Annotated in this window: 26 protein-coding genes, 1 tRNA gene and 1 riboswitch; of the genes, 16 read left to right on the top strand and 11 right to left on the bottom strand. The window is 65.0% G+C overall.

Going from position 1 to position 24,867, the window contains the following annotated elements; translation table 11 throughout:
- The first annotated feature begins 83 nt into the window (after window positions 1-83).
- Window positions 84-728, top strand: coding sequence for a S24 family peptidase (locus tag B9Z03_RS10065; protein WP_085464086.1), 645 nt, complete (start codon window positions 84-86; stop codon window positions 726-728).
- Window positions 729-1,006: 278 nt separating this feature from the next.
- Window positions 1,007-1,732 carry a thermonuclease family protein gene (locus tag B9Z03_RS10070; protein ID WP_085464087.1) on the top strand — a complete coding sequence of 242 codons (726 nt, stop codon included), beginning with the start codon at window positions 1,007-1,009 and terminating at the stop codon, window positions 1,730-1,732.
- Here the strand turns inward: B9Z03_RS10070 and B9Z03_RS10075 are convergent.
- The 3 genes from B9Z03_RS10075 to B9Z03_RS10085 all read right to left on the bottom strand — a co-directional run bounded on the left by B9Z03_RS10075 (window position 1,695) and on the right by B9Z03_RS10085 (window position 4,147).
- The gene (locus B9Z03_RS10075) at window positions 1,695-3,371 is read right to left on the bottom strand and encodes a lysine--tRNA ligase (protein ID WP_085464088.1); all 1,677 of its coding nucleotides are present in this window, start codon (window positions 3,369-3,371) and stop codon (window positions 1,695-1,697) included. The genes B9Z03_RS10070 and B9Z03_RS10075 overlap by 38 nt on opposite strands.
- Window positions 3,372-3,446: 75 nt before the next feature.
- The gene (locus B9Z03_RS10080; RefSeq protein WP_085464089.1) at window positions 3,447-3,884 is read right to left on the bottom strand and encodes a hypothetical protein; all 438 of its coding nucleotides are present in this window, start codon (window positions 3,882-3,884) and stop codon (window positions 3,447-3,449) included.
- Window positions 3,881-4,147: a type II toxin-antitoxin system Phd/YefM family antitoxin gene (locus tag B9Z03_RS10085; protein ID WP_176247487.1), complete on the bottom strand. Its 267-nt coding sequence runs from the start codon at window positions 4,145-4,147 to the stop codon at window positions 3,881-3,883. The genes B9Z03_RS10080 and B9Z03_RS10085 overlap by 4 nt, the downstream gene beginning before the upstream one ends.
- Window positions 4,148-4,234: 87 nt before the next feature.
- Between B9Z03_RS10085 and B9Z03_RS10090 the strand changes: the two genes are divergently transcribed.
- Both B9Z03_RS10090 and B9Z03_RS10095 read left to right on the top strand, forming a co-directional pair.
- A complete protein-coding gene (locus B9Z03_RS10090) occupies window positions 4,235-4,648 on the top strand; it encodes a tellurite resistance TerB family protein (protein WP_085464091.1) in 414 nt (137 codons plus the stop codon).
- Window positions 4,648-5,463, top strand: a complete 816-nt coding sequence (locus tag B9Z03_RS10095; RefSeq protein ID WP_085464092.1) for a sterol desaturase family protein — start codon at window positions 4,648-4,650, stop codon at window positions 5,461-5,463. The genes B9Z03_RS10090 and B9Z03_RS10095 overlap by 1 nt, the downstream gene beginning before the upstream one ends.
- On the opposite strand, the gene B9Z03_RS10100 is transcribed toward B9Z03_RS10095, so the two are convergent.
- The gene (locus tag B9Z03_RS10100; protein ID WP_085467587.1) at window positions 5,457-6,281 is read right to left on the bottom strand and encodes a transporter substrate-binding domain-containing protein; all 825 of its coding nucleotides are present in this window, start codon (window positions 6,279-6,281) and stop codon (window positions 5,457-5,459) included. The genes B9Z03_RS10095 and B9Z03_RS10100 overlap by 7 nt on opposite strands.
- A 281-nt stretch (window positions 6,282-6,562) precedes the next feature.
- On the opposite strand from B9Z03_RS10100, the gene B9Z03_RS10105 reads away from it, so the two are divergent.
- Window positions 6,563-8,530, top strand: coding sequence for a glycosyltransferase family 2 protein (locus tag B9Z03_RS10105; RefSeq protein ID WP_176247488.1), 1,968 nt, complete (start codon window positions 6,563-6,565; stop codon window positions 8,528-8,530).
- On the opposite strand, the gene ppk2 is transcribed toward B9Z03_RS10105, so the two are convergent.
- A complete protein-coding gene (ppk2, locus tag B9Z03_RS10110; RefSeq protein WP_085464094.1) occupies window positions 8,496-9,386 on the bottom strand; it encodes a polyphosphate kinase 2 in 891 nt (296 codons plus the stop codon). The two genes, B9Z03_RS10105 and ppk2, sit on opposite strands and share 35 nt — an antisense overlap.
- Before the next feature lie 137 nt (window positions 9,387-9,523).
- Here ppk2 and B9Z03_RS10115 point away from each other — a divergent pair, with 137 nt between their 5' ends.
- The 3 genes from B9Z03_RS10115 to B9Z03_RS10130 all read left to right on the top strand — a co-directional run bounded on the left by B9Z03_RS10115 (window position 9,524) and on the right by B9Z03_RS10130 (window position 12,411).
- Window positions 9,524-10,777, top strand: coding sequence for an ATP-binding protein (locus B9Z03_RS10115; protein WP_085464095.1), 1,254 nt, complete (start codon window positions 9,524-9,526; stop codon window positions 10,775-10,777).
- 84 nt (window positions 10,778-10,861) lie between these two features.
- Window positions 10,862-11,584, top strand: a complete 723-nt coding sequence (gene phoU, locus B9Z03_RS10120; RefSeq protein WP_085464096.1) for a phosphate signaling complex protein PhoU — start codon at window positions 10,862-10,864, stop codon at window positions 11,582-11,584.
- Between the two features lie 380 nt (window positions 11,585-11,964).
- Window positions 11,965-12,411 (top strand): hypothetical protein, encoded by a 447-nt coding sequence (locus tag B9Z03_RS10130; protein ID WP_085464098.1) that lies wholly within the window; start codon window positions 11,965-11,967, stop codon window positions 12,409-12,411.
- A gap of 50 nt (window positions 12,412-12,461) precedes the next feature.
- Here B9Z03_RS10130 and B9Z03_RS10135 read toward each other — a convergent pair whose 3' ends face one another.
- Window positions 12,462-12,995 (bottom strand): GcrA family cell cycle regulator, encoded by a 534-nt coding sequence (locus B9Z03_RS10135; RefSeq protein ID WP_085464099.1) that lies wholly within the window; start codon window positions 12,993-12,995, stop codon window positions 12,462-12,464.
- 399 nt (window positions 12,996-13,394) lie between these two features.
- Between B9Z03_RS10135 and B9Z03_RS10140 the strand changes: the two genes are divergently transcribed.
- Genes B9Z03_RS10140 through B9Z03_RS10150 form a run of 3 tightly spaced genes read left to right on the top strand, consistent with a single transcriptional unit; the run spans window position 13,395 to window position 16,514 of the window.
- The gene (locus B9Z03_RS10140) at window positions 13,395-14,588 is read left to right on the top strand and encodes an aspartate aminotransferase family protein (protein WP_085467588.1); all 1,194 of its coding nucleotides are present in this window, start codon (window positions 13,395-13,397) and stop codon (window positions 14,586-14,588) included.
- Window positions 14,589-14,602: 14 nt separating this feature from the next.
- A complete protein-coding gene (gene argF / locus B9Z03_RS10145) occupies window positions 14,603-15,526 on the top strand; it encodes an ornithine carbamoyltransferase (protein WP_085464100.1) in 924 nt (307 codons plus the stop codon).
- Between the two features lie 4 nt (window positions 15,527-15,530).
- Window positions 15,531-16,514: an Hsp33 family molecular chaperone gene (locus tag B9Z03_RS10150; RefSeq protein ID WP_244561712.1), complete on the top strand. Its 984-nt coding sequence runs from the start codon at window positions 15,531-15,533 to the stop codon at window positions 16,512-16,514.
- On the opposite strand, the gene apaG is transcribed toward B9Z03_RS10150, so the two are convergent.
- Complete coding sequence (apaG, locus tag B9Z03_RS10155) at window positions 16,507-16,899, bottom strand: Co2+/Mg2+ efflux protein ApaG (RefSeq protein ID WP_085464102.1); 393 nt, start codon at window positions 16,897-16,899, stop codon at window positions 16,507-16,509. The genes B9Z03_RS10150 and apaG overlap by 8 nt on opposite strands.
- A gap of 79 nt (window positions 16,900-16,978) precedes the next feature.
- On the opposite strand from apaG, the gene B9Z03_RS10160 reads away from it, so the two are divergent.
- The gene (locus tag B9Z03_RS10160; protein WP_085464103.1) at window positions 16,979-17,599 is read left to right on the top strand and encodes a CDP-alcohol phosphatidyltransferase family protein; all 621 of its coding nucleotides are present in this window, start codon (window positions 16,979-16,981) and stop codon (window positions 17,597-17,599) included.
- Window positions 17,589-17,975: a RidA family protein gene (locus B9Z03_RS10165; RefSeq protein WP_085464104.1), complete on the top strand. Its 387-nt coding sequence runs from the start codon at window positions 17,589-17,591 to the stop codon at window positions 17,973-17,975. Before B9Z03_RS10160 ends, B9Z03_RS10165 begins: the two co-directional genes overlap by 11 nt.
- Here the strand turns inward: B9Z03_RS10165 and B9Z03_RS10170 are convergent.
- A complete protein-coding gene (locus B9Z03_RS10170; RefSeq protein ID WP_085464105.1) occupies window positions 17,972-19,156 on the bottom strand; it encodes an O-succinylhomoserine sulfhydrylase in 1,185 nt (394 codons plus the stop codon). The two genes, B9Z03_RS10165 and B9Z03_RS10170, sit on opposite strands and share 4 nt — an antisense overlap.
- Before the next feature lie 57 nt (window positions 19,157-19,213).
- A riboswitch (SAM riboswitch) is annotated at window positions 19,214-19,291 on the bottom strand.
- 124 nt (window positions 19,292-19,415) lie between these two features.
- Between B9Z03_RS10170 and B9Z03_RS10175 the strand changes: the two genes are divergently transcribed.
- Entirely contained in the window at window positions 19,416-20,501 is a 1,086-nt protein-coding gene (locus tag B9Z03_RS10175; RefSeq protein WP_085464106.1) for a 2'-deoxycytidine 5'-triphosphate deaminase, read from the top strand.
- Between the two features lie 3 nt (window positions 20,502-20,504).
- Here B9Z03_RS10175 and B9Z03_RS10180 read toward each other — a convergent pair whose 3' ends face one another.
- From B9Z03_RS10180 to B9Z03_RS10190, 3 genes are all read right to left on the bottom strand, one after another.
- A complete protein-coding gene (locus B9Z03_RS10180; protein WP_085464107.1) occupies window positions 20,505-20,936 on the bottom strand; it encodes a hypothetical protein in 432 nt (143 codons plus the stop codon).
- 23 nt (window positions 20,937-20,959) lie between these two features.
- Complete coding sequence (locus B9Z03_RS10185; protein ID WP_085464108.1) at window positions 20,960-21,751, bottom strand: ion transporter; 792 nt, start codon at window positions 21,749-21,751, stop codon at window positions 20,960-20,962.
- A gap of 101 nt (window positions 21,752-21,852) precedes the next feature.
- Window positions 21,853-23,043: a dipeptidase gene (locus B9Z03_RS10190; RefSeq protein ID WP_139832219.1), complete on the bottom strand. Its 1,191-nt coding sequence runs from the start codon at window positions 23,041-23,043 to the stop codon at window positions 21,853-21,855.
- 108 nt (window positions 23,044-23,151) lie between these two features.
- On the opposite strand from B9Z03_RS10190, the gene B9Z03_RS10195 reads away from it, so the two are divergent.
- Window positions 23,152-23,225: transfer RNA gene (locus B9Z03_RS10195), tRNA-Gly, on the top strand.
- Window positions 23,226-23,585: 360 nt separating this feature from the next.
- Window positions 23,586-24,803 carry a trypsin-like serine peptidase gene (locus B9Z03_RS29355; protein WP_139832220.1) on the top strand — a complete coding sequence of 406 codons (1,218 nt, stop codon included), beginning with the start codon at window positions 23,586-23,588 and terminating at the stop codon, window positions 24,801-24,803.
- The last annotated feature ends 64 nt before the right edge of the window (window positions 24,804-24,867 follow it).

The raw sequence follows: 24,867 nt of genomic DNA on the forward strand, positions 1-24,867 counted from the left end.
GTTACGCGCCTCGCGACTGGACACTCCCGGAGCGGGGAGTTACATAAAGGCAAAGGTATTTTTTCCTGTTCGTGGACGAGCCTATGCTCTCGCATGATCGTGTTTGGGCTGCCATCGACGCGCTCGCGGAGCGCTATTCGCTGTCCGCGTCCGGCCTCGCCAAGCGCGCCGGGCTTGATTCGACGGCGTTCAACAAATCCAAGCGGCAGTCGGTGGACGGTCGCCCGCGCTGGCCGTCGACCGAATCGCTCGCCAAGGTGATGGAGGCGACGGGAGCCTCGCTCGAGGAGTTCATCAATCTCGTGCGAGGGCCGGCGGCCTCGGACAGACTGCCGACGCAGCCTGCCTCGGTGCCGCTGGTCGGCTTCGCGCAGGCGGGGGCGGGCGGCTTCTTCGACGACGCCGGCTTCCCGGCGGGGCAGGGGTGGGATCTGGTCGAGATTCCCGCTGGCGCCCGCGACGGCGCCTACGCACTTCAGGTGCAGGGTGATTCCATGCTGCCTTTGTATCGCCATGGAGACCGGCTGATAGTCGATCCCAACGCAAACATCCGCCGCGGCGACCGCGTGGTGGTGAAGACCCATGGCGGTGAGGTGATGGCCAAGGTGCTCGAACGGCGGACGAGCCGCGCGATCGAACTGATGTCGCTGAACCCCGAGCATCCCGTTCGCACGGTGCCGACGACCGAGATCGCCTGGGTGGCGCGCATCGTCTGGGCCAGCCAGTAGGCCCGGTGCGGAGCCTCCCCCTCCTCATTTCGGCCGTCGGACTGGCCGGCGCCGTCGCAGCCCTCGCGGTCACGGCCTACAGTTTCGGCCGGCAGGAGCCGCGCCCGGACCCGGCGAGCGAGATCCGCCAGTCTGTGCCGGAACGGCCGGCGCCCATGCCTGCGGTGCCACCTGAACCGGCGAAGGCCGCTCGGCCGCCAGCTCCGCCTCCGGCGCCTTCGGTCACAGCCCAGGCAGAGCCTGTTCCGGCCCCGCAATCGCCTCCGCCGGCCGCTCCGTTGCCGCGCACGGTCGCACCGTCGATCATCGCCGTTCCGCCGGTCGATCCGGGCACGCTCGAGCGCGTCGATCCGCGTCCGCCGCTGAGCGTGATCGCGCCGGCCGCGCCGCCGAAGAAGCCGCCGCCGAAACCTCTCCTGTTCCAGCCTGTCGCCGAGGCCGCGGGCGTGATCGCAGCGGGCGGGCGCACGATCACCATCTCGGATGTCGATGTCGTGGGAGATGCAGAAACCTGCATACGCCCGGAAGGCGGCGAATGGCCGTGCGGCCGCGCTGCGCGCACCGCGTTCCGCTCTTTCCTGCGCAGCCGCGCGGTGACCTGCGACTTCCCCGAGGGCGAGGTTCCCGACCGGCTGTCGACGACCTGCCGCATTGGTCCGCGCGACATCGGCGAATGGCTGGTCGAGAACGGATGGGCGCGCGCAAACGGCGACAAATATGCCGGCAAGGCCAGGGCCGCGCAGGATGCCGGTCGCGGGATTTACGGCAAGGGTCCGGCCGCCCTGCCGCCCGAGCTTTCGCCTCCGGTCGATGTCCCGGCGAGTGGGGCCGCGCAGGCGCCGGCGGGCGCCAGCGACATATCGATCCTACCGTCCGAGATCGTCACGCCGCCCCGGGAGGGCGCATCGGAGGAGCAGCCTGAGGCCCAGCCGGAAGCTGCCGGGCCGGGCGAGGCCTCGCCCGGTCTCAGCCCGCTGCCGCCGCCGTCTTCGCCGCTCCGCTGAGCTCGCCCGCCAGTGCGCGATCGATGAGGGCCGCGGTTTCCTTGGCGCCATAGAGGGCCGCGAAGGAACCGAAGCGCGGTCCGCGCTCCTGGCCGATGACCACCTGGTAGATCATCTGGAAGAACGCGCCCGAGACGCCGGGCCCGCCGGTCGGGCTCTTCTTCTCGTGATCCTGGTAGCGCTCGATCTCTCGGGCCACATCAAGCGCGGCGTTCTGGATCGCCTCGCCGTCGGTGCCCGAGGGCAGGGCGCGCAGCTTGCCGGCAAGCTGCGTCAACGCTGCACGCTCCACGTCGTCCGGGGCGCGATAGACCTTGGACGGCTTCACGAAGTCATCGTAGTAGCGGATCGCGTAGCCCGCGAGCCTGTCGAGCTCAGGATGCGTGTCGGCGGTGACACCGGGCGCATAGCGCGAGATGAAGCCCCACAGCACGTTGCGGTCATGCGCATTCGAGGCGCTGACGAGGTTGAGCAGCAGCGCGAAGGTCACCGGCAGATCGATCACCGGCGGCTGGCCGTCATGCATGTGCCAGACCGGATTGCCGAGCCGCTCCTTCCAGTCCTGCCGCGGATAGGCGGAGAGGAACGAGTAATACTCGTCCACCGCCTTCGGGATGACGTCGAAATAGAGCTTCTTCGCCTGCCGCGGCCGCTGGAACATGTAGAGGCCGAGGCTCTCGGTCGGCGCGTAGGTCAGCCACTCGTCGATCGTCAGTCCGTTGCCCTTCGACTTGGAGATCTTCTGGCCGACCTCGTCCAGGAAGAGCTCGTAGACGAAGTGTTCCGGCGCATGCCCGCCCAGAATCACGCAGATGCGGTCGTAGATTGCCGCATTGGTCTGATGATCCTTGCCGAACATCTCGAAGTCGACACCGAGTGCCGCCCAGCGCATGCCGAAGTCGGGCTTCCACTGCAGCTTCACCGCGCCTCCCGTCACGGGCAGCGTCGTCTCGGTGCCGTCCTCGTCTTCGAAGGTGACTGTGCCGGCCTTCGCATCCACATGCTTCATCGGCACGTAGAGCACCCGGCCGGTCTTCGGCGAGATCGGCAGGAAGGGGCTGTAGGTCGCCTGGCGCTCGGGGCCGAGGGTGGGCAGCATCACCTTCATGATGTCGTCGTACTTTTCGGCGGCCTTCAGCAACACCGCATCGAACCGGCCGGACTTGTAATAGTCGGTGGCGCTGGCGAATTCGTAGTCGAAGCCGAACGTATCGAGGAAGCGGCGCAGCATCGCATTGTTGTGATGGCCGAAGCTCTCATAGTCGCCGCCGAACGGATTGGGCACGACGGTGAGCGGCATGTGCAGATAGGGTTCGAGGAAGGCGCGGTCCGGCACGTTGTCCGGGATCTTGCGCATGCCGTCCATGTCGTCGGAGAAGCAAAGGAGCCGCGTCGGCACCTTGTCCTCGGTCAGCACGCGGAAGGCGTGCCGCACCATGGAGGTGCGCGCCACCTCGCCGAACGTGCCGATATGCGGCAGGCCCGACGGTCCGTATCCGGTCTCGAACAGGATCGTCTGCGGCCAGTCGCGCCCCTTGTAGCGGGCGACGATCTTCTTCGCCTCCTCGAAGGGCCAGGCTTTGCTCTCATGCGCCGCGGCAACGATCTCGGGCGTGATGAGGGGAGCGGGGGCGGTCATGACATCTACCTTGTTGGCCGGCTTCGGCGCGGCTTGCTAGGTGCATTTGTCCGACGGTGTCAAGGAAAAGCCGGATCAACTGGTACGTGACACACGCTTCAACCGAGCCTCGGAATGCATCTTGAGCAGCAGATCGCGGATGTGAGCGAAGAAACGCGGTGGAAGCACTCCAAAATGAAATAGTCCCGACTTGCCTCGCGACACAGGCCGTAAATCCGGGCCGGGCCAGATAAAGTCGTTGGCCTCCGTGACCACGACGTAAGATCGCTCGCCGTCAAGACCGAGATGCGCCTTGAGTTGTGGCGGCATTTCGACTGCTTCGTCGCTTTGTTTTGGAACCGCGTGTGTGATGGGCAATACCGTTGCGACGAGCAGGCGCGTTTCCAGGCTGCGCATTGCAGCGATCACGCAAGGCCGGTCCTTGACGCCCTCGTCCAGTCCGGCGCGGTCTTCTGACCACCATAGATACGAATAGTTGATGACTAAACCGGGAATGGGAACCGGTAAGGTCAAGGCTTCCAGTCGCCAAGCAGAGCGTCGAGATGATCGAACTCTTGCGGGACCTTGCTGTTACGGATCGCTTCAAGCGTCGCTTCGTCGAAGTCGGCGACCGAACGAGCGATGCGGCCCCTTACAACGAGGTCATACATTTCTGCCGACATCAGCACGGATTCCGCGTGCCCGTCACGAGAGATCGCGATCGGCTCAGCCTTGGCTTCTTCTTGAAAACGCTCGAAATCCCTCTGAAACTCGCTAGTCGAGACGATCCTGGTCATCACAGCCATCTTTCCTGGCAACTGTTCGGCGCTTGTAACGGACAAACACGCCGCCTACCTTCCCGTCCATAGCATAGGAACCGCATCGTGCCAAAACCCTCCGCCCATGAAGCCCTGATCTACCTGATGGTGGTGACCTCCGCCTCGGATCGGGAGATGAACGATGCCGAGCTCGCCCATATCGGCGATTCCGTGCAGTCATGGCCGATCTTCATGGACTATGATTCCAGCCACCTGGTCGAGGCTGCGCGCGACTGCCAGAAGCTGCTGCAGGAGGAGGGCGGGCTCGACAAGGTGTTCGGTATGGTGCTCGAGAGCGTCCCGCTTCACCTGCACGACACGGCCTATGCCGCCGCCGTCGAGGTTGCGGTCGTCGACCGGGAGATGCGGCTGGAGGAGCGTCGGGTGCTGGAGCGCCTGCGGTCCTGGCTGGCGATAGATGCCGACACGGCGCGCGCCATCGAGATTTCCGCCAAGGCGCGCCATCGCACGCTGACCTGATGGACGCGCTGCCCTCCGAAGGTGCGGTCCGCCTCGCGGCGTTTCTCGCGATCTTCGGCGGCATGGCCGTCTTCGAACTCCTCTCGCCGCGGCTCGAACGGCCCGAGATGGTTGGCGCACTGAAGACAAGGCGCTGGTTCACGAACCTGTCGATGGTCGTGCTGTCTTCCGTCCTTCTGCGGATCGTGTTCCCAGCGGCCGCCGTGGGCGCCGCGGTCTGGGCGCAGGCGAACGGCTGGGGCATCTTCCGCGCGATCGGTCTCGATCCGCTCGTCGCGGGAATCCTTGCGTTCATCATTCTCGACTTCGCCGTCTGGCTCGAACATCTGGCGAGCCACAAGATCCCGTTGTTGTGGCGCATCCACCGCATGCACCACGCCGACAACGGTTTCGACGTCACGACAGGGCTGCGTTTCCACCCGCTGGAGATTTTGCTGTCCATGGTCTGGAAGGCCGCGGTCGTCGTCCTGCTTGGACCTCCGGTCGTCGCGGTGCTGGTGTTCGAGATCGTGCTGAACGGGACGGCGATGTTCAACCATTCCAATGTCCGCCTGCCGCTTGCCTTCGACCGTGCGCTCAGGCGGCTCGTTGTGACGCCGGACATGCACCGGGTTCACCACTCGACCATCCGGCGGGAAACGGATTCCAACTACGGCTTCAACTTTCCTTTCTGGGACAGGCTGTTCGGCACCTATAATGACCAGCCGGCCAAGGGACACGAAGCGATGGACATCGGGCTCGCCGAGTGGCGGGACAACGAATCCGCGTCCCTTTCGTGGTCGATGCGACTGCCTTTCCGGCGCAACGGTCAGTAGAAGCTGACGGGGAAATAGCGCAGATAGAGCTCGGCGAAAGTGCCGTTGGCCTGCAGCTCTCGCAGCGCGAAGTTGAAAGCGTCGGCAAGAGCGGCATCCGATGGCCTGACCGCGATCGCGAGACCGAGGCCGAGCTGCTCCGGCGCGAGGTAAGGGCCGCCGACGAACCGGCAGCACGCCTGCGAGTCCGAGCCGACGAGCCAGAACGACAGCCGCATTCCGTCGCCGAATGCGCCATCGATCTTGCCGGCACGCAGGTCTTCGTAGAGCCATTCGGTACGGCTGTAGGTGACCGGCTTCACGTCGCCGAAATAGCTGCGCAGGATCTGCTCATGCGCCGAGCCGGCCATGACGCCGATGCGCTTGCCGGACAGGGCGACGTGGAGAGGCTCGGCCACCGCGTTCGCCTTCTGCATGACAAAGCGGGCAGGGAACTGGAGGTATGGCCGGGTGAAGACGTAGCTTTCCCTGGTCGCGGGCGTGATCGCAAGGCCTGCCAGGATCGCCTCGCCGTCGCCCTTTGCGAGCGCATCCTCTAGCTCGGCCCACGGCAAAGCCTGGATCTGGCACTTGTCGCTGACACCGAGCTCGGCGCAGATGCGCCGCGCCAGATCGACGTGGAAGCCGGCAAGCCGGCCTTCGGAATCGATGTAGTTGAAGGGCGGGAAATCGACTGTGGTCAGGAAGCGCAGTCGCTGGAGCCCTTCGAGCTGCGGCTTCGGCAGCCGCTCCTTCGGATCCCAGAAATTGGGGATCTGCGGCTCCGCGGACAGGGCCGCGCCGCACAGCGTGGTCAGGACGGCCAGGATCGCCAGCAGTCGTGTCAAGAAGCTCTCCGGCTGTCTCCACCGGATCGGGCCGGCGTGAAATTATCGATGCGACATAGCATGGCGCGGGATTGCGGCAAACGTCGGCACGGGACCGCATCACGCGGAGAAATGCCGGCATTGACGGAAGGGTGCGTCTTTGCAAGAGTGCAACCCATTGGGGAATTCGGTTGCTTGGGGCAGCGGCCGATCAACATGCATGAGCAGTTCTGGATCGGGGCAGTGCGCGGCGCCGGATGTGTGCGCGCGTGCGCTATGCTGCGGGGGCGCGCTTGTCCGTCGCGGACGTGTCGGATGCGGGGGGAAGGACGGCGACGGCTGCGTTCGGCGCACGGCTGCCTGCGCTCACGCCAGGGGCGCGCGCCGAGCTCGACGAATGGTCGGCGCTGCTGCGGCGGCTGGGGGTCTCGCCGCGGCGTGCGGCCGATCTCGCCCTCACGGCCGAACGCTGCGGCACCAGCCTGCCTGACGAGCTTCTTGCCTCGGGCGCCGTGGACGAAAATACGCTCTACCGTCAGATCGCGATGAAGCTCGGCCTGGCGTTTCGTCCGCAGCTTGCGTCTCGTGAGTTGCGGATCGACGCCGGCGACGCGCTCGAACTGCTGAAAAGCAACCGATCCCGGCTGCTCCAGGTGATCGGCGCCGGCGGCTTCGTCACATATGTCACGGCGCCAAGGCCCGGCGATTGTCCCCGCATGCGGCGCCTGATCCAGGATGCGCCAGCGCTTGCCGAGCGCATCTGCATCGTGCCTCCGTCGGTCGTTCGCCGCGCGCTGATCGAGATAGCCGCCCCGCGCCTCGCGGCGGCGACGCGCGACGGGCTGTTCGCGGCCCAGCCGCGCTTTTCCGCCAGGCTGGTGGTCAACGGCTGGCAGGGAACGCTGTTCGGCGGCCTCGTCGTCGGCCTTGCGACGGCGTTCGCCCTCGCCCCGGTGAGGGCGCTGCTCGCCCTGCACTTTTGCGCGACCTTCTTCTTTTTCTGCTGCGTCTGGATCCGGCTCGCCGCTGCGTTCGGAAAGGTCGCCCGGCCGCGGGTGAGCGCGGTCGGCCTCGATCCGGCGACGCTGCCGGTCTATTCGATCCTCGTGGCGCTGCGCGACGAGACGGACGTGTTGCCGGACCTCCTGTCCGCGCTCGGACGTATCTCCTGGCCGAGGGCGCGGCTGGAGGTGAAGTTCGTCTGCGAGGACGACGACCGCCGCACGATCGAGGCGCTGCGTGCGCACGGCCTTCGTCCCTGGGCGGAGATCATCGAGGTGCCGCGCGGCATGCCCGGCACCAAGCCCAACGCGCTGACCTACGCGCTTCCGCTCACCCGCGGCGAATTCATCGCCGTCTACGATGCGGAGGATCGGCCGCATCCGCTCCAGCTCTACGAGGCCTGGAGCCGCTTCCAGGCGGAGGACGAGGATCTTGCCTGCCTGCAGGCGCCGCTTGAGATCGACAATGGCGCGGCGGGCATCCTTCCGCGCATGTTCGCGTTCGAATACGCGGCCCTGTTTCACCGCTTCCTGCCCTATCTCGCGCGGAAGGGGCTGTTTCTTCCCCTCGGCGGCACGTCCAATCATTTCCGCCGCTCCGCGCTCGAAGAGGTTGGCGCGTGGGACCCCTACAACGTCACCGAGGATGCGGACCTCGGCGTCCGTCTCGCGCGGCACGGCTATCGGACGGGCGTGATCTTCTCTCCCACCGGGGAGGAGGCGCCGGAACAGCCGATCGTCTGGCTGAAGCAGCGCACGCGCTGGCTGAAAGGGTGGGCGCAGACATGGCTCGTCCACATGCGCGACCCGGCGGAACTCGCATCCGATATCGGATTACGGTCTTTCGCCGCGGTCCAGATCCTGCTGGCGGGGTTGCTCGTCTCGTCGCTGCTGCATCCCATGCTGCTCGTGACGGGGATTTTTCTTGCGGCAAGGGCGATCGCAACTGGCGGACTGACGCCGATGCAGCTCTTCTTCTTCGCCATGGACGCCTTCAACCTCGTCCTGGGGTACGGCGCGTTCCTGCTGCTCGGCTGGCGCGCGAGCCGGCGGTCGTCGCGGCGAGGTTTCTGGAAGGTCGTGCTGTTCACGCCGCTCTACTGGATCATGATGTCCGCCGCCGCCTGGCGCGCGCTCTTCCAGCTGTTCACCCGCCCGCATCACTGGGAGAAGACGCCGCATGCGCGGCGCCGGCTTCGCGGCGGGGAGGCGAGGGCTGGCCGGGCTACAGTCCGAGGAACGCCGGGCCGTCGCCGATGATCTTCGGATCTTCCGCACCGATGACGGCCATGTCGCGTCCGGCATAGGGGATCGAGCGGAGCAGGCGCCGCATCACCGCGACCCGGGCCCTGCGCTTGTCGTTCGCGGCCACGATCGTCCATGGCGCATGGGCGCTGTGGGTCCGCGTGAGCATCGTGTCTCGGGCCTTGGTGTAGTCGTCCCACAGCTTCATGCCGGCGATGTCGATCGGCGAGAACTTCCAGTTCTTAAGCGGCGAATGCCGCCGGTCGTGGAAGCGCTTCAACTGCATCTCCTGACCGATGCCAAGCCAGAACTTGAAGAAGCGGATTCCTTCCTTGGTGATGCGCTCTTCGAAGTGGGGCGTCTCGTCGAGGAATTTCTCGTGCTGCTCGGGCGTACAGAAGCCCATGACCGGCTCGACGCCGCCGCGATTGTACCAGGAACGGTCGAAGGTCACGAATTCACCGGCCGTCGGAAAATGTTTCACATAGCGTTGATAATACCACTGCCCGCGCTCGGTCTCTGTCGGCTTGGTGAGCGCGACGTTGCGCGCGGTGCGGGGGTTCATGAATTGTCGGACAACGAAGATCGTTCCGCCCTTGCCGGCGGCGTCGCGCCCCTCGAACACGATCATCACCCGCTCGCCTGTCTCCTGAAGCCAGTGCTGCAGCTTCACGAGCTCCATCTGGAGCGTCTCGACCGCCTTGTCGTATTCCTTGTTCGCCAGCTTGTCGTCGTAGGGATAGCCACCCGACTTCAGCGCGTTCTTCTCCACCCAGTCCGGCAGCTTTGGATTGCCGACGTCGAAGGTCCGCTCCTTGCCTCCGATCTTGAGTTTCACCTTCTCGGACGGCTGGTCGTCGGTCTTCGCCATGCTGCGGGCACCTTTTTCTCGTTTCAACTCATGCTATTGGGAGGGGCGACGCGCGTAAAGCGCGTTGTCGCCGGACCATGACGGTCCAGGATGGACGAGGTGCCGGCCGCGTGGGCCGCGGGTTTGCCGAGGGGCAGATGGAAGGTTCCGGCCTGGGCGAAAACGTGACGCACCGCCTCCTGTCGGCGCGCTGGATCCTCGTCGCCTCCATTGCCGGCGTCTTTCTCGTCGCCTCGCAGGGCGCCGCGGGCTACGGCCTTGCGGCCGCCGTCTGCGCGATCGTTGTCGCCGTGGCCGCGTTTGCGCCGCGCCGCAGTCTTCGCGAGCGCCGGGCGGACAGGGAGGCGGAGGCCAATCGGCCGGCGCTGGCCTCGATGACCGCCGAGGCATTGGCCGCCGCCGTCAGCGACCCGATGGTCATCTTCGACCGCAGCGGCTCTGTCGTCCACGTCAACAGCGCCTGCGCGGTGGCCTTTCCGGGCCTGTCGACGGGCACGTCGCTGTCGCTGCGCTTCCGGGCGCCGGAGATGCAGGAGATGCTCGCCAGGGCGCTGGCGCAGGGCCGACCGCTGTCGATCGACTATTCCGAGAAGGTGCCGGTGGAGCGTTTCTTCCGTGTGGCCGTGTCGCCCGTGGGCGACGGCGGCGACCGGCTCGTGATGATCTTCAAGGACCAGAGCGAGATCCGCCGCATCGACCGCATGCGGGCCGATTTCATCGCCAATGCAAGCCACGAACTGCGCACGCCCCTGGCTTCGATCGCGGGCTTCATCGAGACGCTGCGCGGGCCGGCAAAGGACGATCCGGCGGCGCGCGAGCAGTTCCTCCAGATCATGCAGACTCAAACCGCGCGCATGGCGCGGCTGATCGACGACCTGCTCTCGCTGTCCAGGCTGGAAATGAAGCCCTATCTCAGCCCGTCTGACAGGGTGGACCTCAAGCCGCTGATCGAGGGCGTCATCGACGCGCTCAATCCGCTGGCGGAGGAGTCCGGGGTGCGGATCGACGCGGCCCTCGGTGGCGATCCGCTGATCGTGGCGGGCAACCGCGACGAACTTATCCAGGTGTTCGAGAACCTGCTCGAAAATGCCTGCAAATACGGTCGCAGCGGCGGGCTGGTGGAGGTGACGGTCAACCGCGCCGGGCAGCAGAACGGCATCGATGTCTCCGTGCGCGACCATGGTCCTGGCATCCCGGAAGAACACATTCCGCGCCTGACCGAGCGCTTCTACCGCGTCGACGTCGAGACGAGCCGCGGCCAGAAAGGAACGGGTCTCGGCCTCGCGATCGTCAAGCACATCCTGACCCGTCACCGGGCGCGCCTTACCATCGGGTCGCGGCCGGGCGAGGGGGCGACCTTCACGGTTCATTTCCCGCCCGCCGGCATCTGAATGAAACATATGACGGCTTCTTTTTTCCGTCATCGCCATGCTTTAGCGTGTCGATTCAACCTGTCGGAGGTTTGAAGTCGCTCAATGCAAACGCAGCACATCGTTCGGGCCTATGATTCCGACCTGAAATATCTGGCGAGCCGGATCGCTGCGATGGGCGGCCATGCGGAGCGGATGGTCGAGCAGGCCGTGCAGGCGCTCGTCACCTCCGACCTCGGGCTAGCGAAGAAGGTGGTCGAGGACGATGCGGTGCTGGACGAGGGCCAGCGCGAGGTGGACGAGAAGGCGATCGTCGTGATTGCCAAGCGCCAGCCGATGGCCGACGACCTGCGCGAGATCATCGGGGCGATCCGCATCTCGGGCGACCTCGAGCGTGTTGGCGACCTCGGCAAGAACATCGCCAAGCGCGTCGTCGCGGTGACCGAGACCCAGCAGCCGCTCAGCCTGTTCCGGGGCCTGGAGGCGCTCGCCGAACTCGCGCTGACCCAACTCAAGGAGGTGCTCGACACCTACGCGTCGCGCTCGATGGACAGGATCTCGTTCGTGCGCGACCGCGACGACCAGATCGACGCGATGTACACCTCGCTGTTCCGCGAACTCCTCACCTACATGATGGAAGACCCGCGCAACATCACAGCCTGCACCCATCTCCTGTTCTGCGCCAAGAACATCGAGCGCATCGGCGATCATGCCACCAACATCGCCGAGACGGTCTACTACGTCGTCACCGGCCAGCAAATGCCGCCGGAACGCCCGAAGGAGGACAAGAGCCACAAGGTGATGCTCGAGGACCTGGTGGACGATTGAGCGCACTGAGAACAAGCTCATTTGACAATCATCCGTATGTTCCGTAACATACGGATGATTTATGGAGCAGGCAGATGGTAACCGTTCCGGCAAGCGAGCTTCAGAAGAACTTTGGCGAATGGCACGACCGTTCGTACGAAGGGCCGGTGGAAATTACCCGATATGGCAGGACGACTGCGTTTCTCGTCTCTGCGCCTCTTTTCGAGGCAATGTGGTCGTCCTACCGGAGGGCAATTTCGGCCAGCGCCCTGTCCGTCGGGGATATCGACCTGATCCTCCGATCGGAGGTCGAGACCGACCGACCATATAATCTCGACGACATTCCGGATGAGGACACTACGAGCCGCTCTCCATCGACCTCTGATCGCTAGGAGCGATCGTTGAAGATCCCGGCGACGCCACCCGTCGGGTCGGTCATCGCCTATGAATATCTCTGGCTGTCCAAAGCGGGCCGCCGGGAAGACGGCGAGAAGGTCTACCCCGCGGCGATCGTCATGGCACGGCGCGACATCGGTCCGACTCCAGTCGCGTTCGTCCTGGGCATCTCCCACATGCCGCCGGACGGGAGACGGGCACTTGAGGTCCCAGCGAAGCTCAAGCGGCACCTCGGCCTCGATAGCAAGCCGTCGTGGATCTATACGGACGAGCTGAACATATTCGCCTGGCCTGGACCGGACTTGCGTCCGGCAAGTCATCTGTCGCTACTCCCGGGCGCTCGGGACAGCTGCGTCGGCGCGCTTCCGAGCGACTGGTTCAGAGCGGTCACGAGCCATATGGCGGAAAGCCATCGGATGGGAAGTGTCCGCACCGTCCGCCGCTCGACCTGACCTCCGCGGTCAGATCTTATGCATCCGGAAAAGCTCAGGAATAGCGCCGCCTATCGGTTCCGACGGCGCTCGGCGGCGGGCTGGAAGGCCAGTTTTGCGTGATACTTGCAGTAGGGGCCCGTCTCGGCGGACTCGTTGCCGCAGAAGGAGAAGTCCTCGCTGAGGGGATCGCCGTTGGGCCACTTGCAGGTGCGCTCGGTCAGCTCCACCAGGCGCAGCCGGCGCGAGATCGGCACGACGACGTTGTTCTGCACCGGGCGGATATAGGTCTGGGCGACCGCCTCGGTGTCGAACTGCACCTGAAGCGCCGTGGCTCCGATCGAAGCGGGCATGGAACGGGTCTGGCTCGACATGCGTCCAGCCGACTTCGACACGCTGCCGGCGCTCACGGCAGCCTTCGGCGCCTTCTTTTGCCGTGCCGGCGCGGCGGTCGCCCGCCCGCGGCTCGACAGCTTGAGCCGATGGACCTTGCCAATCACCGCATTGCGGCTGACGCCACCGAGGCTCGCCGCGATCTGGCTGGCGCTCAGGCCCTCGCTCCAAAGCTTCTTGAGAAGTTCGACGCGCTCGTCATTCCAGTTCATCTATCACGATCCTCGCGAAGTCGTGCGGAGCAGGAATCCAAAAGCAACCCGGTAAACCGGGCAACACCACATCTATTCGGATTGATTGGTCCGCCGCACGAAATCTGGTATTTTGTTGTCCTTAAACTACCGGTCGGTGGACTCCGTGACAAGAGTCCCGGATGCAACACGAATCGGATTTTTTGGTTTTCCCCAACTTGGGGCAGGGTGCCTGTCGACAGACCGGCAAAGCATCGGGCGGCACGCGTCCACTGCGATCCCCGCATTGACATTGCGGGCGAAAAAACCAATATTCCGCCAGCAGGCCGCCCCTCGGGCGGCTTTTTTGATTTGGGGTTTGAATTCGGCGAAAACAAGGTCCGTGCCGGAAGCCGGGCCACAATGCCGCGGATGGTGATGATGAACAGTGGAGCCCTCTTCGAGACCTTTGCACGTGCGCCGTTGGCCTTCGAGCGAGGCGAAGGTTGCTGGCTCATCACCGCGGGCGGCGAGCGATATCTCGATTTCGCCGGCGGCATCGCGGTCAACTCGCTTGGGCACTGCCATCCGCATCTGGTCGCCGCCCTGACCGAGCAGGCGGGCAAGCTCTGGCACGTCTCGAACCTCTATAATGTACCGGGCCAGGAGCGGCTTGCGGAGCGGCTGGTCCAAAACAGCTTCGCCGATCGCGTCTTCTTCACCAATTCCGGCGCCGAAGCGTTGGAATGCGCGATCAAGACCGCGCGGCGCTACCACTATACGAACGGGCATCCCGAGCGTTTCCGCATCATCACGTTCGAAGGTGCCTTCCACGGCCGCACGCTGGCGACGATCGCCGCCGGGGGCCAGAAGAAATATATGGAGGGCTTCGGTCCCAAGGTCGAAGGCTTCGACCAGGTGCCGTTCTTCGATCTGGACGCGGTGAAGGCTGCGATCACGCCGGAGACGGCGGCGATCCTGATCGAGCCGCTGCAGGGCGAGGGCGGCATCCGCGAATTGCCGCAGGGTGGCCTGGCGGCGCTGCGCAAGCTGTGCGACGAGCACGGCCTGCTGCTCGTCCTCGACGAGGTGCAGACCGGCGTCGGCCGCACCGGCAAGCTGTTCGCCTATCAGTGGACGGACGTCGAGCCCGACATCGTCGCGATCGCCAAGGGCATCGGCGGCGGCTTCCCGATGGGCGCGTGTCTGGCGACGGACGCGGCCGCCGCCGGCATGACGGCCGGCACGCACGGCACCACTTTCGGCGGCAATCCGCTCGCCATGGCTGTCGGCAATGCCGTGCTCGATGTCGTCCTGTCCGACGGCTTCCTCGACGAGGTGAGCCGCAAGGGCTTGCTTCTGAAGCAGGGCCTGGCCGCTGTCGCCGACGATTTCCCGCAGGTGGTGGAAGGCATTCGCGGCGTCGGCCTCATGGCCGGCCTCAAATGCCGGATGCCGAACATCGACGTGAACAAGGCGCTGCGTGGCCAGCATCTTCTCGCGGCACCCGCCGGAGACAATGTCGTTCGCCTCCTGCCGCCTCTGATTGCCGACGACGACGAGATCCGTATCGCGGTCGACCGCATCCGCGCGGCCGCGGCCAACCTCGCCGCAGCGATCGACAACGCCGCCTGAGGCGGGAGAGTTTCATGAGTTCACAGCCCAGACATTTCACCGATCTTTCGCTGGTGAGCGCCGAGGACCTGCGCCGCATCCTCGACGACGCCAAGGTGCGCAAGGCCGCGCAGAAGGCTGGCACCGCCGAGCAGCCGTTCGCCGGCAAGGTGCTGGCGATGATCTTCGACAAGCCGTCGACCCGCACCCGCGTGTCCTTCGACGTCGCCATGCGCCAGCTCGGCGGCTCGACCATCATGCTGACGGGCGCCGAGATGCAGCTCGGCCGCTCGGAATCGATCGGCGACACGGCGCGCGTGCTGTCGCGCTATGTCGACGCGATCATGATCCGCACCACCGCGCACGAGCGTATGACCGAACTGGCGGAGAACGCGACGGTTCCCGTCATCAACGGGCTGACCGACGACACCCATCCCTGTCAGATCATGGCCGATGTGATGACCTTCGAGGAGCATCGCGGCGCTGTGAAGGACCGCACGATCGCCTGGTCGGGCGACGGCAACAACGTGCTCCATTCGCTGATCGAAGGCTCCGCGCGCTTTGGCTTCAAGCTGAACATGGCTGTTCCCGAGGGGAGCGAGCCCGAACAGCGCTATGTCGACTGGGCGCGGAAAAACGGCGGCCGGCTGACGGTCGGTCATTCGCCGGAAGAGGCGGTGGCCGGCGCGGACGCGGTCGTGACCGATTGCTGGGTCTCGATGAACCAGGAGCACCGAGCCCGCGGCCACAACGTCTTCCTGCCGTTCCAGGTGAATGCCGACCTGATGGCGAAGGCGAAGTCCGATGCGCTGTTCATGCACTGCCTTCCGGCGCACCGCGGCGAGGAGGTCACCGACGAGGTGATCGACGGGCCGAACTCGGTGGTCTTCGACGAGGCGGAAAACCGCCTGCATGCGCAGAAGGCCGTGCTCGCATGGTGCCTTTCCGGAGCAGTCTGACGTGATGGAACCGAAACTTGGCGAGTTCGGCTTCGCCGGCGACGACCATGTCGTGCCGTTCGAAGTCGCCCCGCTCGACGTGCGCGGCCGCATCGTGCAGCTCGGACCGGCGCTCGACCATATCCTTGCGCGGCACGACTATCCCGAACCGGTGGCGCGGTTGCTGGCCGAGGCGATGGTGCTGACTGTGCTGCTCGGCACGGCGCTGAAATTCGACGGCAAGTTCATCCTCCAGACCCGCTCCGACGGTCCGGTCGACATGCTGGTGGTCGATTTCACCACGCCGTCGGCGATGCGCGCCTATGCCCGCTTCGATGCGGACCGGCTGGCGGAGTTCGTCGCCGCGGGCACGACCGCGCCGCAGGATCTGCTCGGCAAGGGCGTGCTCGCCATGACCATCGACCAGGGCGAATACATGCAGCGCTATCAGGGCATCGTCGAACTCGCCGGCCAGTCGCTCGACGAGGTGGCGCGCACCTATTTCCGCCAGTCGGAGCAAATCCCGACCGACGTGCGCCTCGCGGTCGCGCGCCATGTCGTGCGAAGCGAATACGGACCCGACGAACGCTGGCGCGCCGGCGGCCTGATCATCCAGTTCCTGCCCGAGGCCCCGGAGCGGCTGCGCCTGCCGGATCTGCCCGGCGGCGACGGCGATCCGGGGCAGGACTTCTCCGAGATTGCCGATGGCGCATGGCACGAGGCCGTGACGCTGCTGTCGACCGTCGAGGCGTCGGAACTGCTCGACCCGACAGTCGAGTCCGAGCGGCTGCTCTTCCGTCTCTTCCACGAGCATGGCGTGCGCGTGTTCGAGGGAACGCCGGTGCTCGACCAGTGCTCCTGCTCGCGCGAGCGCATCCGCGGCATCCTGGAGGGCTTCACGGCCGAGGAGATCGCCGATTCCATCGAGGACGGCGAGATCAGGGTCTCGTGCGAGTTCTGCTCGAAGCAATACGAGTTCGACCCGGCCGAGTTCGTCACGCCTAATTGACGGTGCGAATCACGCCGGGAAGGTCCAGCGAAAAGGCCGGTATCGTCACATCGAACAGCGCGCCGTCCTCGTTGCGCATCGTGTAGTGGCCGGCCATGAAGCCGGTCGGCGTGGTGAGCGGACAGCCTGATGTATACTGGTAGGTGTCGCCGGGATTGAGTTCGGGCTGGTCGCCGACCACGCCCGGCCCACGCACTTCCTCGACCTTGCCGTTGCCGTCGATGATCCGCCAGTAGCGGGTCAGCAGTTGCACGAAGCCCTCTGAATTGTTGGCGATCGTCACCCGGTAGGCCCAGACATAGCGGCTCTGCTCCGGATCGGAACGCTCCGGCATGTAGATGGGCTCCACCTCGACTTCGATGTTGCGCGTGACGGCGCGGTACATGATGGTTTCCTGCAGTTGCCTTCGAAGTGTCGCCGAGCGTCCGCCGCCGGTCAACAGTCGATGGAGGTGAGGAGGTACGATGCTCGACGGTTGGGCGCGCAGGCGCATCGATCCGGCGCTCGATGCGATCGCTGGCGCGCTGCACGCGGCCGGCATATCGGCCAACGCCGTCACGTTGTCGGCGTTCGCGATCGGGGCTGGGGCAGCTGTCGCCATCGCCATCGGCCATCTCTGGGCCGGCCTTGTGCTCATCCTTCTCAGCCGCCTGTGCGACGGCCTCGACGGCGCGGTCGCCAAGCGGGCCGGGCGGACCGATCTCGGCGGCTATCTCGACATCGTGCTGGACTTCGCCTTTTACGGCATGATCCCGCTCGCCTTCGTGGTCCTCGATCCGGCGAACAACGGCGTTGCCGGCGCGGTCCTGCTCGCGGCCTTCTACGCCAATGGAGCCAGTTTCCTCGCCTTCGCCCTGATGGCTGAGAAGCGCGGCATGAGCAGCGACGCCCGTGGGCCGAAATCGCTGTTCTTCACAACCGGGCTTGCCGAGGCGACGGAGACGCTCGCCGTCTTCCTCGCCTTCTGCGTGTTCCCGACCGTATTCCCCTTCCTGGCCTATGGCTTCGCGGCGGTGACGGCCTATACGACGCTCTCACGCCTCATGCTTGCATACCGACTGTTTGGAGAGACCAATGGATCGTAGGTCCGTCAGTTCGGGTTCCTATCTGGAACCGATCCTCGGCTTCACCCGCGCGGTGAGGATCGGTCAGCATATCGCCGTCGCAGGAACCGCGCCGATCCTTGCCGAGGGTGGCACGGCGGCGAAGGGCGACGTCTACGGCCAGACGATCCGCTGCCTCGAGATCATCGAGAAGGCGATTGTGGATGCCGGCGGAACGCGTGGCGACGTGATCCGAACCCGCATCATGCTCACCGACATGACCCACTGGCGCGAAGCGGCGCGGGCACACGGCGAATATTTCGCCGAGATCCGGCCCGCTACCACCGTGGTCCAGGTCGTCGGCTTCGTCGACCCGGACTGGCTGGTCGAGCTCGAAGCCGACGCGATCGTTTCCTAGCCCGCCGCCTTCAGCGCGCGGTCGAAATCCTCGATCAGGTCGTCCGCGTCTTCCAGGCCGACCGAGAGCCGCAGCGTGCCCGGCCCGATGCCGAGCTCGGCGCGCGCCTCGTCGGTGAGGTTCTTGTGCGTTGTCGTTGCCGGGTGGGTAATCAGGCTCTTCGCGTCGCCGAGATTGTTGGAGATCTTGACGATCTCCAGCGCGTTGGAGAGAGCGAAAGCCGCGCTCTTGCCGCCCTTCACATCGAAGCAGATCAGCGTCGAGCCGCCCTTCATCTGCCGGGCGATGATGTCGGCCTGCGGATGGTCCTTGCGGCCGGGATAGATCACGCGCGAAATGCCGGGGTGCTCCGCCAGCCAGTCCGCGATCCGCCCGGCACTTTCCGTCTGCTGCCTGACACGCAGCGGCAGCGTCTCCAGACCCTTCAGGAGAGTCCAGGCGTTGAACGGCGACAGCGAAGGCCCCGTGTGACGAAAATAGTCGTGCAGATTCTTGTCGATCCATTCCTTGTCGGAGAGGATCACGCCACCAAGGCAGCGTCCCTGGCCGTCGATGTGCTTGGTCGCGGAATAGACGACCACATGCGCGCCGAGTTCGAGCGGCTTCTGCTGCAGCGGCGTGGCGAAGACGTTGTCGACCACGACGCGGGCGCCGATCGAATTGGCGAGCCTGGCCACGGCTGCGATGTCGACCACCTCCAGCGTCGGATTGGTCGGGCTTTCGAGGAAGAACAGCTTGGTATTCGGCCGGACCGCCTTCTCCCATTCGTCCTGCTTCGTGCCGTCGACCAGCGTGGCCTCGATGCCGTATTTCGGCATCAGAGTCTCGATGACCCAGCGACAGGAGCCGAATAGGGCACGCGCCGCCACGACATGGTCGCCGGCCTTGACCGAACAGAGCAGTGCCGCCGAGACGGCCGCCATTCCCGAAGCGGTCGCGCGCGCGTCCTCGGCTCCTTCCAGCGCGCACATGCGCTTTTCGAACATGTCGACGGTCGGGTTGGCATAACGCGAGTAGATGAAGCCCGGCTCGTCGCCCTTGAAGCGGGCCTCGGCGCTCTCGGCCGTCTCGTAGACATAGCCCTGCGTGAGATAGATCGCCTCGGAGGTTTCGCCGTGGTGCGAGCGCAGCGTGCCTCCGTGTACGAGAGCCGTCTGCGGCCGCCAGTTGCTGTTCGTCATGTCCCAAAACCCCAAAACAAAAAACCGGCCGCGAGAAGTCGCAACCGGTCCACAGAGCCTTGCGGCCACACGGTCCTTTAGCGACTTGTTTTACGTGGCTGCAAGCCGACCGGCCAAATCACCACGGGATAACCGCCTCATAGACCCCTGGCCGACTTGCGTCAATCCGGCTGATCCGTAGAGATTCGCGGCGAGCCCGGGCGTGCGGTCCCGGCCGCCGCCGCAGGTCCCGTCGGCGAGAATTCGAGAGAGTGAGTCCTTGCGTCAGACCGGCATCCTTCCCGACCGCGACATCGCCGCCCTGTTTTCCGACGGCGCGCTGACGAGCGGCCGCGCGCTCGACGCCGACCAGATCCAGCCTGCCAGCCTCGATCTCAGGCTCGGCGAGAAGGCCTGGCGCGTGCGCGCGAGTTTCATGCCGGGGCGCCACGCGACGGTGGAGGACAAGCTGGCGCGGCTGAAGCTGCACGAGATCGACCTGCGCGAGAGCGCGGTGCTGGAAACGGGATGCGTCTACATCGTGCCGCTGCTGGAGAAGCTCGCCCTGCCGGCCGACGTTTCCGCCTCCGCCAATCCCAAGAGCTCCACCGGCCGCCTCGACATCTTCACGCGCGTCATGGCCGACCACGCGCAGGAATTCGACAAGATCCCGGCCGGCTATGCGGGCCAGCTCTACATGGAAGTCAGCCCGCGCACCTTTCCGATCGTCGCCCGCACGGGCTCACGCCTGTCGCAGATCCGTTTCCGCAAGGGGCATTCCCTCCTGTCGGAGGCTGAACTCGCGGCCCTCCACGTCGAGCAGACGCTCGTCGCATCGGAAGAGCCCAATATCTCCGGCGGCGGCATAGCACTCTCGATCGATCTCGAAGGCGACGAAAACGGACTGATCGGCTATCGCGGCAAGCGGCATTCCTCGCTGGTCGACGTCGACAAGCGCGCCGCGCACGACATCCTCGATTTCTGGGAGCCGATCTACAATCGCGGCAGCCGCGACCTGATCCTCGATCCGGACGAGTTCTACATCCTGGTCAGCCGCGAGGCGGTGCATGTCCCGCCCGATGTCGCAGCCGAGATGACGCCGTTCGATCCTCTCGTCGGCGAGTTCCGCGTCCACTATGCCGGTTTCTTCGATCCCGGGTTCGGCCATTCCGCCGCCGGCGGCGCCGGCAGCCGCGCTGTCCTGGAAGTTCGCAGCCACGAGGTGCCGTTCATCCTGGAGCACGGCCAGGTGGTCGGCCGCCTCGTCTACGAGCACATGCTGTCACGCCCCAAGGCGCTCTACGGCGTCGACCTGAAGTCGAACTACCAGGCGCAGGGCCTGAAGCTGTCGAAGCACTTTCGCTGAGGTTCAGCGGAAGAGTGCGTCTTTCGCTGCAGCGAGGCAGCCGTTGAATTTTCCGAAAAAGGCGGCTTCCCGTACGGACAGTCGCTCCTTGCCCCAGCCCGCGACGGAAGTTGCCGAGTCGAGCGGTTTGACGGTCTGCTGAAGAAGCCATGGGAGCCTCTGCGCTGTGCAGCGAAGCATTTGCGCGCGAACCGGGTCGATGCCGCAGGTTTGGCCTCGCGCATTGAGATCTTGCCATCTCAGCCGGGCTAAGGCGCCGTCGGCGCCAGCCGTCACAAAGCTGATCTCGGATTCTGAAAAGTTCGCGGCCCGCAGTGCGGCCTTGATCTCCGACTTTGCAGTTCTGATAGAGAGGGCGCTGCAGTCTTCCGCGGCTGCCACACTGGACAAGGGCATGACCATTGCCGTGGCGATGCATATGACGTTCAAGCGCATCGCTTGATCCTCCGAACGAGAACTTAGACGGGCGTGGTGCCGAATTTCAGCGCCCGCACCTCCTCGCGCAGCGCCCTGATCTCGCGCAGGATCTCGTCCTGGTCCTCCTGCAGCGCTTCCCGCTCCGCGCTCGCCTCCGCCTCGTGCTCTTCCTCCATCGCGGAGACGATGACGCCGATGAACAGGTTGAGCACGGTGAAAGAGGTGGCGACGATGAAGGGGATGAAGAACAGCCAGGCGGTCGGATAGACTTCCATCACCGGCCGCACGACGCCATCCGACCAGCCTTCCAGCGTCATCACCTGGAACAGCGTGTAGAGCGAGGCGCCGATGTCGCCGAACCGGTCGGGGAAGGACTGGCCGTAGAGCTTCGTCGCCATCACCGCGAAGACATAGAAGACGAGCGCGAGCAGCAGGATGATCGAGCCCATGCCGGGCAGCGCCGTGATGAAGCCGGTGACGACACGCCTGAGCGACGGGACGATCGAGATCAGCCTCAGCACGCGCAGGATGCGCAGTGCACGCAGCACCGACAGCCCGCCGGTGGCCGGAATGAGCGCCACGCCGACGACCAGAAGGTCGAAGATGCGCCACGGATCCTTGAAGAAGTCGAGTCGGTAGACGGCGAACCGCGCCAGCAGTTCGAGCACGAAGACAGCGAGGATCAGGCTGTCGGCGATGGCCAGCGCCCCGCCGAACGCCGCTACGGCGGAAGGCGAGGTCTCGAGGCCAAGCGTGATCGCGTTGATGAAGATCAGGGCGGTGATGAAGGTCTCGAAGCGGCGCGATTCGATGAGCGTCTTGAGGGCGGTCACGGCGGCTCCGGCGGATGTTGGAAACTCGCAGACAGATGATGCGCGCGCCTCAAACCGTCAAGCGCGATCCTCAGACAGCGGCGGCAGAAAACGGTGGAGAGTTATTGCGGCAGTGTCTCCATCAGGAACCGCACCTGGCTGCCGCCCATCACCTCGCCAATGTCGGCGGGCGACATGCCTGCCTTGAGGAGCGCCTCGGTGATCTTCGCCATGCCCGTCGCATCGAACGGCGTCGTCACCGCACCGTCGAAATCGGAGCCGAGGCCGACATTTTCCGCGCCGACCAGATTGGCTACGTAAAGCTGCGCCCTGGCGATGTCGTCCGCGCTCGTGCCGCAGACCGCGACATCCCAGAAGCCGATGCCGATCAGGCCGCCCTTGTCGGCGATCGCCCGTACCTGGTCGTCGGTGAGGTTGCGGCCGTTGTCGCAGGTGCCCCGCACGCCGGTGTGCGAGACCACGATCGGCTTGGTCGCGATGGCCAGAACGTCGTCGATCTGCGCCATCGAACCATGCGCGACGTCGACGATCATGCCTCTCGCCTCCATGCGGCGGATCATCTCGCGCCCGGCCTCCGTCAGTCCGGTTCGCGCCGCGCCATGCGCCGAGCCGGCCATCTCATTGTCGAAGAAATGCGTTGGCGACATCATCCGGTAGCCGGCGTCGAAGAGCACGTCGACATTGGCCGGGTCGCCTTCCAGCACCTGGGCTCCTTCGAGTGCGAGCACGCCGGCGACGATATCGGGCTCAACCTTGCGGCGGGCGAGAAACCGCTCCAGGTCGCCACGGCTGTAGATCATCGTCAGCTTCCCGTCCGACTTCGCCGCGAACTCCTTCAGCCGCTCAGCCTGGTAGAGCGCGCGCTCTTTCAGGCTGATCCATGTCCTGGGTGGCCAGCGCTGCGCGATGGCGAGGAGCGTGATGTTGTCGCTGTCGGCCGTGTTGTGGTCGATGTTGAGGCCGCGCGGTGTCTTTGACACCACCGAAAAGACCTGCACCGCCACATTGCCTTCGATCAGCCGCGGCACATCCACCTGCCCCCGCGTGCCTTTTTCGAGCAGATCGCGACCCCACAGCAGCGAATCGGCATGCAGATCCGCGACCGTCAGCGTCCTGTGAAGTTCACCCGCGCGCTCGGAGACGGAATAGGGCGGCGGTTCGATCACCGCGTTCATGCCGCGCTCCACCTCGGCGGGCGCGACGAAGAAGAAGACGCCGAGGCTGACGAGAATAAGGACAACCAGGACCCCAAGAGCCCATTTCAGAAATCGCGGCACTGTCTCCCCCCTCATGCAGATCATCCGACAGGTGCGCGCAAGCATGCCATACGTCAAGCGCCGGCGCGTGCCTAACAAGCGCCTTGACAGCGCCCGGTCGGATCGCGGATGACTGTCGCCGCCGCGGGTGTAGCTCAATGGTAGAGCAGCAGCTTCCCAAGCTGAATACGAGGGTTCGATTCCCTTCACCCGCTCCATCCTTTCTCCGGTATGCGGCGACTTTTGACCCGGTGGCGTGGAAACCTTCCCTAACGGAGCGTCTTTACTTGGCTGAATAGAAAAAGTGATTCTCATTCTCGCCAGGGAACATGAAAGGCAAATACGCGATCGCGGCGGCTGCAGAAGTTCCAGTCGAGTATATTAAGTATCAAGAACATATCTATTTGTATAAATTATAATAAGACATATGTGTGACGAATTTCACACAATATGACATATACTATGTAATATAGCTCGTTCCACTGCGATAAAATCCAGTATATTGCCAGATTTTCCTTGCCTTATCTCATTCCGACTGTATTTTCCGTTCGGTCAAAAATTGAATCCTGGAGGATAGGATGACGAGGTTGTCACATGTGGCCAAAATCGCCTCGCTGGCGGTTGGAGCCACGCTGCTGCTGGCTGGGACGGGCAGCGCGCAGATTGGGAACGGGGCGCAGACTATCGAAGCCTTTCCGTCGGGCCAGTCTTCGGCTTCGGCCCCCGTCGGTCCGGGACTGAGCCGCCTGCCTACCACGACGCCCACGGTGACGCCCTATGCGTCCACCGGCGGAACGCCGCCCGTCGGCAATGCCGCTGGTGCAATCGGCGAAAGCGGGGTGGGCAGCAATGCCTACGGCCTGAACACCTCGTACAAGTGGCCTTACACCATTGCCCGAGTGGCGGTGACTGGCGCACCATATAATACGACCAACGGCGCAGCGGTGCCTGTCTCGAGCCGTCCTTATCGCTATGCCGGCAAGCTCTGGATGCGTTTTGGCTCAAGCTGGTACGTCTGCACCGCTTCGCTCGTGAAGAAGGGCGTGCTGATCACCGCCGCGCACTGCGTGCACAACTATGGCCAGGGCCAGGCGGGCTTCGCCGATGAAGTTCGCTGGTATCCTTCGAACTACGCCGCAGCCGGCGGACCGTTCGGCTTCTACACAGGGCAGTCCTGGCGCGTTCCGACGCCGTATGTGAACGGCACGGATACCTGCCAGACAGGTGCCACGGGTGTTGTCTGCAACAACGACATCGCCACCGTGCGCCTCGCGCCCCGGAACGGCGCCTATCCGGGAACCACGATGGGCGGCTGGTATGCCTATGGCTGGAACGGATACAGCTTCCTCGCGACGCCGATCTTCGGCAATGCGACGGTCGCGGCGATCACCCAGATCGGCTATCCGGTCGCGATCGACAACGGCTACCAGATGCTGCGCGGTGACTCGTTCGGCAAGTTCATCGCCATGACCGGTTCCAACGGCAAGGCGCTGAGGAACACCCAGCTCGGCTCCGCCATGACCGGCGGCTCGTCGGGCGGGCCGTGGCTGGTGAACTTCGGCACGGCGCCGGTCGTCACCGGCAGCGCGTCGCTCGGCAAGGCCGGTACGGTTGGACGCAACATCGTCGTGGGCGTCACGAGCTGGGGCTATACCACGGTCGGCATCAACGTCCAGGGCGCGTCCTGGTTCGGCCAGAACGCCGAGTTCCCGCTGGCCAGCTACGGTGCTTACGGCGCCGGCAACATCGGCAAGCTCATGCAGGACACATGCACCGCGAACCCGGGCAACTGCTGAGCTGAGCAGCTGCTGACTTGAAAGATGGGGCCTCCGGGTAATTCCGGGGGCCCTTTTCATTGGT

The organism is Mesorhizobium australicum, from assembly GCF_900177325.1.
Classification (GTDB): Bacteria; Pseudomonadota; Alphaproteobacteria; order Rhizobiales; family Rhizobiaceae; genus Mesorhizobium_A; species Mesorhizobium_A australicum_A.

Coding starts and splice junctions, on each gene's coding strand:
- B9Z03_RS10160 (WP_085464103.1), top strand. CDS start 16,979: ATGCTCGACGGTTGGGCGCGCAGGCGCATCGATCCGGCGCTCGATGCG.
- B9Z03_RS10180 (WP_085464107.1), bottom strand. CDS start 20,936: ATGCGCTTGAACGTCATATGCATCGCCACGGCAATGGTCATGCCCTTG.
- B9Z03_RS10190 (WP_139832219.1), bottom strand. CDS start 23,043: ATGAGGGGGGAGACAGTGCCGCGATTTCTGAAATGGGCTCTTGGGGTC.
- B9Z03_RS10140 (WP_085467588.1), top strand. CDS start 13,395: ATGAACAGTGGAGCCCTCTTCGAGACCTTTGCACGTGCGCCGTTGGCC.
- ppk2 (WP_085464094.1), bottom strand. CDS start 9,386: ATGGCGAAGACCGACGACCAGCCGTCCGAGAAGGTGAAACTCAAGATC.
- B9Z03_RS10085 (WP_176247487.1), bottom strand. CDS start 4,147: ATGACCAGGATCGTCTCGACTAGCGAGTTTCAGAGGGATTTCGAGCGT.
- phoU (WP_085464096.1), top strand. CDS start 10,862: ATGCAAACGCAGCACATCGTTCGGGCCTATGATTCCGACCTGAAATAT.
- B9Z03_RS10165 (WP_085464104.1), top strand. CDS start 17,589: ATGGATCGTAGGTCCGTCAGTTCGGGTTCCTATCTGGAACCGATCCTC.
- B9Z03_RS10150 (WP_244561712.1), top strand. CDS start 15,531: ATGGAACCGAAACTTGGCGAGTTCGGCTTCGCCGGCGACGACCATGTC.
- B9Z03_RS10095 (WP_085464092.1), top strand. CDS start 4,648: ATGGACGCGCTGCCCTCCGAAGGTGCGGTCCGCCTCGCGGCGTTTCTC.
- apaG (WP_085464102.1), bottom strand. CDS start 16,899: ATGTACCGCGCCGTCACGCGCAACATCGAAGTCGAGGTGGAGCCCATC.
- B9Z03_RS10065 (WP_085464086.1), top strand. CDS start 84: ATGCTCTCGCATGATCGTGTTTGGGCTGCCATCGACGCGCTCGCGGAG.
- B9Z03_RS10135 (WP_085464099.1), bottom strand. CDS start 12,995: ATGAACTGGAATGACGAGCGCGTCGAACTTCTCAAGAAGCTTTGGAGC.
- B9Z03_RS10170 (WP_085464105.1), bottom strand. CDS start 19,156: ATGACGAACAGCAACTGGCGGCCGCAGACGGCTCTCGTACACGGAGGC.
- B9Z03_RS10115 (WP_085464095.1), top strand. CDS start 9,524: ATGGAAGGTTCCGGCCTGGGCGAAAACGTGACGCACCGCCTCCTGTCG.
- argF (WP_085464100.1), top strand. CDS start 14,603: ATGAGTTCACAGCCCAGACATTTCACCGATCTTTCGCTGGTGAGCGCC.
- B9Z03_RS29355 (WP_139832220.1), top strand. CDS start 23,586: ATGACGAGGTTGTCACATGTGGCCAAAATCGCCTCGCTGGCGGTTGGA.
- B9Z03_RS10075 (WP_085464088.1), bottom strand. CDS start 3,371: ATGACCGCCCCCGCTCCCCTCATCACGCCCGAGATCGTTGCCGCGGCG.